Annotated in this window: 9 protein-coding genes; all 9 read right to left on the bottom strand. The window is 68.3% G+C overall.

Annotation, left to right across the window (positions count from 1 at the left end):
* A partial coding sequence (locus tag LWH48_RS05665) for an MATE family efflux transporter (RefSeq protein ID WP_269816115.1) occupies positions 1-509 on the bottom strand: 509 nt, incomplete at its 3' end.
* 178 nt (positions 510-687) lie between these two features.
* Complete coding sequence (locus LWH48_RS05660; RefSeq protein WP_161432814.1) at positions 688-1,272, bottom strand: YceI family protein; 585 nt, start codon at positions 1,270-1,272, stop codon at positions 688-690.
* 52 nt (positions 1,273-1,324) lie between these two features.
* Positions 1,325-1,876, bottom strand: coding sequence for a cytochrome b (locus LWH48_RS05655; protein ID WP_232911786.1), 552 nt, complete (start codon positions 1,874-1,876; stop codon positions 1,325-1,327).
* A 181-nt stretch (positions 1,877-2,057) separates the two neighbouring features.
* Positions 2,058-3,269: an O-succinylhomoserine sulfhydrylase gene (locus LWH48_RS05650; protein WP_232911785.1), complete on the bottom strand. Its 1,212-nt coding sequence runs from the start codon at positions 3,267-3,269 to the stop codon at positions 2,058-2,060.
* Between the two features lie 11 nt (positions 3,270-3,280).
* On the bottom strand, positions 3,281-4,801 hold the full coding sequence (purF, locus tag LWH48_RS05645) for an amidophosphoribosyltransferase (RefSeq protein ID WP_161432811.1): 1,521 nt from the start codon (positions 4,799-4,801) through the stop codon (positions 3,281-3,283).
* A gap of 256 nt (positions 4,802-5,057) precedes the next feature.
* Positions 5,058-5,639, bottom strand: coding sequence for a CvpA family protein (locus LWH48_RS05640; protein WP_232911784.1), 582 nt, complete (start codon positions 5,637-5,639; stop codon positions 5,058-5,060).
* A 1-nt stretch (position 5,640) separates the two neighbouring features.
* A complete protein-coding gene (locus LWH48_RS05635; protein ID WP_232911783.1) occupies positions 5,641-6,315 on the bottom strand; it encodes an SPOR domain-containing protein in 675 nt (224 codons plus the stop codon).
* Positions 6,312-7,616 carry a bifunctional tetrahydrofolate synthase/dihydrofolate synthase gene (gene folC, locus LWH48_RS05630; RefSeq protein WP_442908297.1) on the bottom strand — a complete coding sequence of 435 codons (1,305 nt, stop codon included), beginning with the start codon at positions 7,614-7,616 and terminating at the stop codon, positions 6,312-6,314. Before folC ends, LWH48_RS05635 begins: the two co-directional genes overlap by 4 nt.
* Positions 7,588-8,631 (bottom strand): acetyl-CoA carboxylase, carboxyltransferase subunit beta, encoded by a 1,044-nt coding sequence (accD, locus tag LWH48_RS05625; RefSeq protein WP_232911782.1) that lies wholly within the window; start codon positions 8,629-8,631, stop codon positions 7,588-7,590. Before accD ends, folC begins: the two co-directional genes overlap by 29 nt.
* Positions 8,632-8,645 lie beyond the last annotated feature (14 nt).

The raw sequence follows: 8,645 nt of genomic DNA, 5'->3' as shown, positions 1-8,645 counted from the left end.
CCCTCCCAGGACCCCACCCCGAAGATCAGCAGCGGGTCGAGCACCAGGTTCACCAGGCTGGTCACCACCATCATGGTGCCCGGCAGCCGGGTATTGCCATGGGCCCGGAACAGGCTGTAACCGAAATAGAGGGCCGCCCCCAGCCAGGCGGCAAGCAGCTGGGGTGCCCAGTAGCCGCGGATCAGCTCGAGAGCCGACGCATCGGCACCCAGACTGGCGAATATCGGCGCCTGCAGGGCCCACAGCGCCAGCGACAGCAAGCCGATGACCACGGCTCCCAGCAACAGCACCAGGCTGCCCAGGCGCCTTGCGCGGGCGGCCTCGCCGGCACCCAGGGAGCGGGAGATCAGCGCGGCGATGGCGATCCCCATGCCCACCTGCACGCCGATGATCAGGAAGCTCAGCGGGAAGGTGAAGGACTGGGCAGCCAGCTGCGAGGTACCCAGCCGGGCGATGAAGGCACTGTCCACCAGCTGGAAGCCGAGCAGCGCCAGCACGCCGATGGCCATGGGCCAGGTCTGGCGCCACAGGGTCACACCGAGGGGCACACTGTCGTCTCTGGGTTGGGTCACGATCACTCCGGGGCGAGGGAAGGGCGGGCTATTCTAGCTTCCATGACAAACGCGAGCACCCCCGGCGTACCGAGGGTGCTCGCGGACACGGGCCGTGGCCCGGAAGGATCACGCCTTACTGGCGGATGCCCTCGAAGGTGACATAGAGCTCAAGCTCGTGCATCGCTTCGGGGAAGGCGCTCATGTCGATGCCATAATCGGCAAGCTCCAGAGTGGTGCTGCCCTCGAAGCCGGCACGGTAGTTGCCCCAGGGGTCCTCGCCCTCGCCCAGCAGGGTGACCGGCATCTCGACCTGGTTGGTCTCGCCGTGCAGGGTCAGCTCACCGGTCAGCACGCCTTCACCTTCGCCGGTCGGCTCGAATCCGGTGGACTCGAAGGTGGCAGTGGGGTACTCGCCCGCGTCCAGGAAATCATCGCTGAGGATGTGCTTGTCGCGCTCGGCGTGGTTGGAGTTGAGGCTGTCGACCTGGACCTCGAGCTGGGCACCGGCGTCCTCGAGGTTCTCCGGATCATACTGGAAGCTGCCGTCGAACTTCTCGAAGCTGCCGAGGAGGTAGGAGAAGCCCAGGTGGCTGATCTTGAACTGCACGAAGGCATGCTGGCCGTCGATATCGATGGCATAGTCGGCGGCCTGGGCCTGGCTGACACCCACCAGGGCGGTGGCGCTCAGGGCGGCGGCGATAGCGGTCTTCTTGAACATACGTAGACTCCTTATGGTGCGGGGAAGTATGGAATAGTTGCTGAGCAACCGGTCAGCGCCGGCTCACTCGCGGGTCGATCATTCGCTTGAGTACCGGGTGGCGATCGATGACATGGTGCTTGAGGGCCGCGGCAGCGTGGCCCGCGGCCAGTATCATCAGGACCAGGGCAGAGTACCAGTGCACCTCGCCGGCCAGGCTGGCCTGGTTGGGCAGGTCACTGATCAGCGCAGGCACCGTGAACCAATCGAAGACCGCGATGCCCTTGCCGTCGGCGGTGGAGATCAGGTAACCGCTGACCAGCACCACCAGCATCAGCACGTAGAGCGCGAGATGCCCCAGATGGGCCGCGGCCCGCTCGAGCGGGTGCCCCAGGGCCCGTGGTGTCGGGTTGACCAGGCGCCAGACCAGCCGCAGCAGGGTGGCGAAGAGAACCAGCATGCCCAGCGATCGATGCCACCAGGGCCCCAGGTTGTACCAGGGGTCGTAGTAGCCCAGGTCGGTCATCCACCAGCCCAGGATGAACAGGCCGATGATGACGACCGCCAGGATCCAGTGCAGCAGGATGCTGATCAGTCCCCAGCCTTGGTTGGTATTACGCCACATGGTCCCTCCCGGGCCGTTCTCGATGCAGGACAGCCTACCCGAGCCGACCGTTCGAGTCCGCTGAATAATGCCGAATGCTGCATTCGGAAAAACCGCTGGTTGCGGGACACCGCGCTGGAGACAACGACGCCCGTGCCGGGAGTCGCGGCACGGGCGTCAGGCGGACACGGAGAGGGTCGGGTCAGACCAGGGCGTCGAGTCCGCGGGCGAGGTCGCTGCGAATATCGTCGAGGGCCTCGAGCCCCACCGCCACGCGAATCAGCCCCTCGGTGATACCGGCAGCCGACTTCTGGGCGTGGGAGAGGCGCCCGTGGGTGGTGGTGGCGGGATGCGTGATGGTGCTCTTCACGTCGCCCAGGTTGCCGGTGATCGAGAGCAGTCGGGTGGCATCGATCACCGACCAGGCCGCCGCGCGGCTGCCCTCGGCCTCGCTGCCCTTCACCTCGAACCCCAGCACCGCGCCGAAGCCGCGCTGCTGGCGAGCGGCCAGGTCATGCTGGGGGTGGCTCGCGAGGCCGCTGTAGTGGACCCGGGCCACCGCGGGATGCGCCTCGAGCCACTCGGCCAGGGCCTGGGCGTTGGCGCAGTGGGCGCGCATGCGCAGCTCGAGGGTCTCGAGGCCCTTGGTGAAGATCCAGGCGTTGAAGGGGCTCAGGCAGGGGCCGCAGGTGCGCACCACCCCGAACACCTCCTCCAGCTCGGCTTCGCGCCCCACCACGGCACCGCCGATCGCCCTGCCCTGCCCGTCCAGGTACTTGGTGGCGGAGTGGATCACCAGGTCGGCCCCCAGGGCCAGGGGGCGCTGCAGCGCCGGGGTCAGGAAGCAGTTGTCGATGGCAAGCCAGGCGTCGTGGCGATGGGCGATCTCGGCCAGGGCGGCGATATCCACCACCTCGGAGAGCGGGTTGGAGGGCGTCTCGGCGAACAGCAGCTTCGTCGCCGGCGTGATCGCCGCCTCCCAGGCCGCGAGGTCCGAGAGCTCCACATAGCGAGTGGTGATGCCCAGCTTGCCCAGGTACTTGTCGAACAGGCTTACCGTGGAGCCAAACAGCGAGCGCGAGGCGACGATCTCGTCACCCGCCTTGAGCAGCGCCAGCGCCGTGGAGAGGATCGCCGCCATCCCTGAACTGGTGGCCACGCAGCGCTCTCCCCCCTCCAGCGCCGCCAGGCGACGCTCGAAGGTGCGCACCGTGGGATTGGTGAAGCGCGAGTAGATGTTGCCGGGCTCCTCGCCGCTGAACTTGCGTGCCGCCTCGGCAGCACTGCCGTAGACGAAGCTCGAGGTGGGGAAGATCGGTTCGCCATGCTCCTGCTCGCCGGTACGGTCGTGACCGGCACGGATCGCCAGCGTCTCGAGTGCCCAGGACGACGCGGAATCGTGTTCATCATGCATGCGGGTCGCCCTCAGTCGTCGATATCGTCTTCGAGATTGTGGGTGCCGACCAGCGCATGGTCACCGGCACTCTGCTGCTTGGCGTCGTCATTGCGCGAGGCCTCCAGCGCCGCCAGGTAGGCGTCGTCGATATCACCGGTCACGTAGTTGCCATCGAACACCGAGCAGTCGAAGGCCTCGAGATTGGGATTGACCTCGCGACAGGCCGCCTTCAGGTCCTCGAGATCCTGATAGAAGATGCGGTCGGCGCCGATCAGCTCGCCCACCTCGGCCTCGCTGCGCCCGTGGGCGATCAGCTCGCCGGCCGCCGGCATGTCGATGCCGTAGACATTGGGGTAGCGCACCGGCGGCGCAGCGGAGGCGAAATAGACCTTGCGCGCCCCGGCCTCGCGGGCCATCTGGATGATCTGCCGGCAGGTGGTGCCGCGCACGATGGAGTCGTCGACCAGCAGCACGTTCTTGCCCTTGAACTCGATGCCGATGGCATTGAGCTTCTGGCGCACCGATTTCCGGCGCTGGGTCTGGCCCGGCATGATGAAGGTCCGCCCGATGTAGCGGTTCTTCATGAAGCCCTCGCGGTAGGTCACGCCGAGGTGCTGGGCGAGCTCCAGCGCCGAGGTGCGCGAGGTGTCGGGGATCGGGATCACCACATCGATATCGTGATCCGGCCACTCGCTCTGGATGCGATCGCCCAGCTTGCGGCCCATCTGCATGCGGGTGCCGTAGACGTAGGCGCCATCGAGGATCGAGTCGGGGCGCGCCAGGTAGACGTGCTCGAAGATGCAGGAGGTCAGCTGCGGGGCATCGGCGCACTGCTGGGTGTGAATCTCGCCGTCCATGTCGACGAAGATCGCCTCGCCCGGGGCCAGGTCGCGATGCAGCTCGAAGCCACCGACGTCGAGTGCCACCGATTCGGAGGCGATCATCACCTCCTGGCCGGCGCCCTCGTCTCGGGTGCCGAACACCACCGGGCGGATGCCGTGAGGGTCGCGGAAGGCCACCAGGCCCACGCCGTTGATGATCGCCACCGAGGCGTAGCCGCCCTTGCAGCGCCGGTGCACGCGTCGCACCGCGTCGAAGACGTCACCCGGCCCCAGGTGCAGCCCCTGCTTGCCCAGCTCGTGGGCGAAGACGTTGAGTAGCACCTCGGAGTCGGAGCTGGTGTTGATATGCCGCAGGTCGGAGGAGAACAGCTCCTGCTTGAGCTGATCGGAGTTGGTCAGGTTGCCGTTGTGAGCCAGGGCGATGCCGTAGGGGGAGTTGACGTAGAACGGCTGTGATTCCGCCTCGCTGGAGGAGCCGGCGGTGGGATAGCGGACGTGGCCGATACCCAGGCTGCCCTTGAGGCGCGCCATGTGTCGGGTGTGGAAGACATCCCTCACCAGCCCGTTGCTCTTGCGCAGCAGGAAGCGGCCCTCATGCCAGGTCATCATGCCGGCGGCGTCCTGTCCGCGATGCTGGAGCACCGTCAGGGCGTCATAGATGCCCTGGTTCACCGCCTGCTTGGCCATCAGGCCCACGATACCGCACATTCCACCTTACCTCGCTTTGCTGGTACTTACTTGCCTTGACTGGTAGCCAGGCTATCGCAGGTAGCTCGGGGCTGGTGTGGCGGCAAGCCTGCGAGGAGGCGCTGTGAACCCTTCCCTGGGCGCTACCGACGCCATCCATGGCGTAGGACCTCCTCTTCGGCTTACCCCCAGCGCCCCTTGCTTTGTGTAACTGCGCTAGTCCTGACTGGAACTTGCTTGTAGAGACGCCGCGCCCCGCAGGGGCGGCGCCCGGAATTCATCTGTCGGGGGGCGTCGTCTCGCTGTCGGTCGTGGCGTCCTCGGCCGGCTTGGCGCCCGGCAGGGAGAGCTCGCCGAGCGACGCTGGCGCCTCGGGAATCCGGCCATCCCAGGCCTCGAAGTGGCTCACCGCCCAGTCACGCAGCTCCTCGAGATGCGGACGCAGCATCGCGCCCTGCCAGGCCTCGAGCCGGGCGAGGGGTGTCAGGCCGATCACGATGGTCACCAGCACCAGGATCGCCGCCCCCTTGGCCACCCCGAAGGCGGCCCCCAGCAACCGGTTGACCAGCCCCATGCCGACCCACTCCACGGCGGCCTGCAGCAGGCGAATGATGATGCCGCAAGCCAGTACCACGCCCAGTATCACCAACACGAAGGCCAGCACCAGGCGGCCATCGGCGCTGTCGATGACCCCGGCCAGCAGGTCGGCCACCGGCTGCGCCAGCACACGTGCCGCCAGCAGGGCGACGATCCAGGCCGCCAGGCCCAGGGCCTCACGCACCAGGCCACGCAGCAGGCCGGTGATCCCGGTGACCGCGAGCAGCGCGATGAAGGTCCAGTCGAGCCAGGTCAGGGTCATGTCACTCTCTCACCCGCACCAGCAGTCCCTGCAGGTTGACGCGAGTCTTGACCTCGCCGACCGCCCGCTCGCCGGCCTCGGAGCTGGCGAAGGGTCCCACGTAGACGGTGGTGAGGTCGTTGCCGCGCGGACGGCTGTAGGCGCTGAAGCCCTCGTCGCGCAGCTGATTCAGCAACCGCTCGACGTTGGCCTGCTGCCCGAAGCTGCCCACCTGAACGGCCCACTCGCCTCCTGACACGGCACTCTCCACCGCCTCGGCGTCGCCCTGGCCGGAGGCGGAGGCGCTTTCCGCCAGGCGCTGGTCGGCGGCCCGCGCCAGCTCGGCGATGGGGTCGACGGCAGGCTCGGCGGTGGCCGTTTCCTCGACGGGTGACTCCTCGGGTGACTGCCCCTCGTCCGCCGTGGCCAGCGGGGCAGGGTTCGCCTCGTCGTCGGGCGTGAGCCGGGTATCGGGCTCGGGAATCTCGTCGGACGGGCCCGACTCCGCCAGGCTGGCCGGCGGCACCGGCTCGGGAACATCGTGGCGCTCGACCTCGATGGGAGTGTCGATACTCAGTACCGGCTCGGGGCGATCGTCCCGGGGTGCCGGCTCATCGAACAGCATGGGCACGAAGATCACCGCCAGGGCGATCAGGATCACGGCGCCGCTGAGACGCTCTCGCATACCGTACTTCACGGGGCTACCTCCCTGGAGCTCTCGTCCGTGTCAGTCTGACCCGGTCGGGCGTGACTCGCCAGCCATTGCAGCACCTCACCCACCGTGAAGAAGGAGCCGCACACCAGCACCCGGTCCTCGGCTTCCAGCCGGCTGGCCAGCCAGGCCGCCGCCTCGCCGGGCGAAGCGGCGCGATGCAGGACGCGCTCGCCCTGTTCCTCGAGGTGTTCGGCCAGCTCATCGGCGCTGCGCGCCCGCTCACCGGTCAGGCTCGCGGTTACCCAGCCATCAACGACCGGCGCCAGGGCGGCGATCACGCCGGGAGCGTCCTTGTCGCCGAGCATGGCCAGCAGCGCCAGGGTACGCCCGCGGCCGGGGCGGGCCCGCAACCGGTCGGCCAGATAGCCGGCCGCGTGGGGGTTATGGCCGACATCCAGGCACCACTGGCCCCACCACTGCATGCGCCCCGGCAGGCGCACCTCGGAGAGCGCCCGCCGGCACGCCTCAGCCTCCAGCGACACTCCGGCCAGGCTCAAGGCCTGGAGCGCCGTCGCGGCATTATCCAGGGGCAGGCCAGGGTCGGGAAGAGTGGGATCCCAGGCGTAGGCCTCGCCCAGGGCGTAGACGGGGGCACCCAGCGCCTCGGCGACCTCCCGCACGCTGGCAGGCAACGTGGTGCTGCCCAGCACCGCGGGGCGTCCGGGGCGCAGGATGCCAGCCTTCTCGCGGCCGATCTGCTCGAGGTCGGTCCCCAGGAAGGCGGCGTGATCCTGGGCCACGGTGGTCACTACCGCCACGTCGGGATCGATCACGTTCACCGCGTCGAGCCGACCACCGAGCCCCACCTCGAGGATGGCGAGGTCGGGAGGTCGCTGCGAGATCGCCCACAGCGCCCCCAGGGTGCCCACCTCGAAGTAGGTCAGGCTTACCGGATCGCCGGCCAGGCGTGCCGTCTCAACCGCCTCGAAACCGGCGATCAGCGTCGCATCGTCGGCCTCGGCGCCATCGAGGCGCAGCCGCTCGTTGTAGCGGATCAGGTGAGGAGAGGTGTAGGTCGCCGTGGTCAGGCCATGAGCGCGGGCAAGTGCCTCCAGCAGGGCCACCGTGGAGCCCTTGCCGTTGGTGCCGGCCACGGTGATCACCCGCCCGGCCAGGCGGTCAGCCAGCAGTCCCATGCGCCGGGCGACCTCGGCCACGCGCTCGAGGCCGAGGTCGATCCCCACGGGATGGGCGGCCTCGAGACGGGACAGCCAGGCGTCCAGCGTGGTGGGCAGCGCCTCGTTCATGGAGGCGTCAGCGCCGCTGTTCACCGGACGCATCATCGCCCGATGACGCCTCACCCGGTGATGCCTCGCCCTCGGTGCCGGTATCCGGCACCTCGGCCGCGGGAGCGTCGACTTCGGGCTCGGGTGTTGCGGGGCCCTGTGCCTGCTCGGCCGCATCGACCAGATCCGGTGTCGGCGCTTCGGGCTCACCGATGGCGGGCTGGTGAGTGAGCTTGCGCAGCACGCGCCCCAGGCGGTGACGGATATCGCGGCGATGGACGATCATGTCCACGGTGCCGTGCTCGAGCAGGAATTCGCTGCGCTGGAAGCCCTCGGGGAGCTTCTCGCGCACCGTCTGCTCGATGACGCGCGGGCCGGCGAAGCCGATCAGGGCGTTGGGCTCGGCCACGTTGAGATCCCCGAGCATGGCCAGCGACGCCGAGACCCCGCCGAAGACGGGATCGGTCAGTACCGAGATGTAAGGCACCCCGGCCTGCTTCAGTTTCTCCAGCGCCGCCGAGGTCTTGGCCATCTGCATCAGCGAGAAGAGCGCCTCCTGCATGCGCGCCCCGCCGGAGGCGGAAAAGCAGATCAGCGGAATGCCCTCCTCCAGGGCCACGGTAGCGGCGCGCACGAACTTCTCGCCCACCACCGCACCCATGGAGCCACCCATGAAGGAGAACTCGAAGGCCACCGTGACCACCGGCAGGCCATCCAGGGTGCCGCGCATGGCGATCAGCGCGTCCTTCTCGCCGGTCTCCTTCTGGGCCGCGGCCAGGCGGTCCTTGTACTTCTTCGAGTCACGGAACTTGAGGCGGTCGACGGGCTCGACCTCGGCGGCGATCTCCTCGCGGCCCTCACGGTCGAGGAACCAGTCGAGGCGCTTGCGGGCGGTCAAGCGCAGGTGGTGATCGCACTTGGGGCAGACGTTGTGCTGCTTCTCGAGTTCGGGCAGGTAGAGCACCGCCTCGCACTTGGGACACTTGCGCCACAGGCCGTCGGGTACGCTTGCGCGGCGGTCGTGGCGCTGGATACGCCCGATGGAGGGCACGATCTTGTCTAGCCAGCTCATGTCAGAAAGGGTCC

Source organism: Halomonas sp. G15 (assembly GCF_021282295.1).
In the GTDB taxonomy this organism is placed as follows: domain Bacteria; phylum Pseudomonadota; class Gammaproteobacteria; order Pseudomonadales; family Halomonadaceae; genus Halomonas; species Halomonas alimentaria.
This window is presented reverse-complemented; position numbering and strand designations above follow the sequence as displayed.

Excerpts from the sequence above, each read along its gene's own strand:
- LWH48_RS05660 (WP_161432814.1), bottom strand. The coding sequence starts at position 1,272 with ATGTTCAAGAAGACCGCTATCGCCGCCGCCCTGAGCGCCACCGCCCTG.
- LWH48_RS05655 (WP_232911786.1), bottom strand. The coding sequence starts at position 1,876 with ATGTGGCGTAATACCAACCAAGGCTGGGGACTGATCAGCATCCTGCTG.
- LWH48_RS05650 (WP_232911785.1), bottom strand. The coding sequence starts at position 3,269 with ATGCATGATGAACACGATTCCGCGTCGTCCTGGGCACTCGAGACGCTG.
- purF (WP_161432811.1), bottom strand. The coding sequence starts at position 4,801 with ATGTGCGGTATCGTGGGCCTGATGGCCAAGCAGGCGGTGAACCAGGGC.
- LWH48_RS05640 (WP_232911784.1), bottom strand. The coding sequence starts at position 5,639 with ATGACCCTGACCTGGCTCGACTGGACCTTCATCGCGCTGCTCGCGGTC.
- folC (WP_442908297.1), bottom strand. The coding sequence starts at position 7,616 with ATGATGCGTCCGGTGAACAGCGGCGCTGACGCCTCCATGAACGAGGCG.
- accD (WP_232911782.1), bottom strand. The coding sequence starts at position 8,631 with ATGAGCTGGCTAGACAAGATCGTGCCCTCCATCGGGCGTATCCAGCGC.